Origin of the sequence: Streptomyces sp. URMC 126 (genome assembly GCF_051386555.1) — a bacterium.
Lineage (GTDB): Bacteria > Actinomycetota > Actinomycetes > Streptomycetales > Streptomycetaceae > Streptomyces.
On the sequence record NZ_JBPQTX010000629.1, the window covers coordinates 1 to 1,078 of the forward strand.

At 72.4% G+C, this 1,078-nt stretch carries 1 pseudogene; it reads right to left on the reverse strand.

The features are described from left to right. Positions 1-111: 111 nt before the first annotated feature. A pseudogene (locus tag ACSNOK_RS33195) lies at positions 112-1,078 on the reverse strand (type VI secretion protein); the annotation flags it as partial.

The window sequence follows — 1,078 nt, forward strand, 5'->3', positions numbered from 1 at the left end:
GCTGTGAGCCCTCTTCCAGGGGGCGGGGAGGGGCCTTGGGGTGTGCCGGTCCTGCTGCCTGCTGCCGCGTGCTGCCGTCCCGGTCGGGTCAGTGGATCCGTTCCGGTCGGGTCAGCGGATCGGCGCGTGGCGCGGCCAGCGGGCCCTGGCCTGCTCCTCGGAGCGCATCAGGGCGAGGGTGGGCATACCGAAGTCGGCGCCGGCCTCCAGAAGATCCGGGAGGGCGGGCAGGGGAGCGACCGCCGCGACATCGTCCAGTACCAGCGTGAGTGGTGGGTCGAGCCGACCGGAAGGTGACCGTTCGGCCACGCCCCGGCCGCGCTCGACCACGTTCGCGGCGAGTGCGGTCAGCAGGGGCATCGCACCCGGGCGGGTGCGGGGATCCTCAATCGCCTCACCCACCACGTAGAGCGTTCCCATCTCGGCGACGAATGATTCCAGCGCGAGCACATCCGACCGATTTGGATTGCATGCGTCGCGGATGTGGACCGAAGACAGCGCATTGAGAGCGCGTGCCGTCAACTCCTGGGCCATGTCCCTTCGTTCCGGGTGACCGGTCAGCGCCGACTCCAGTTCCCCCGCCGTACCGCCCGCCGCCTTGGGGTTCGTTCTGAGGATGCGTACGGGCTCGTGGGCCGAGGTGCCCTGGGCCCAGCGGTGCACCTGGCGGAACGGGCGGCCGTCGACGGCCGCCGCGTGGAGCCAGCAGCGGAGGAGGGTCTCGGCCGTGTCGGCGGTCAGCGAGTCCAGGGCGCTGAGCGGGCGGACGGGCGCGAGGAGGGCGGCGGCGCGCGAGGCCGCCGTCGACCGCGACGCGCAGCCGGCGGCCGGGTTCCAGCGGAGGCGGTCGGGGGTGTCGAGGAGGTGCCCCGGGTCGAAGACGTGGACCGGGCCGAGCTTCGCGCGGGAGTCCTTGGTGTCCGCCCACAGCCCGGGGTCGCTGGTGGTGACCAGTACCGGTCCGGCGGCCTCCAGGATCGCCCTGGCGGCCGTAGGGCGCCGTTCCGTTCCGTAGAAGACCCGCTGGGGTGCGGCGGGTGGGCGTGCGGAAGGGACGTAGAGGTGTCTCTTATACACA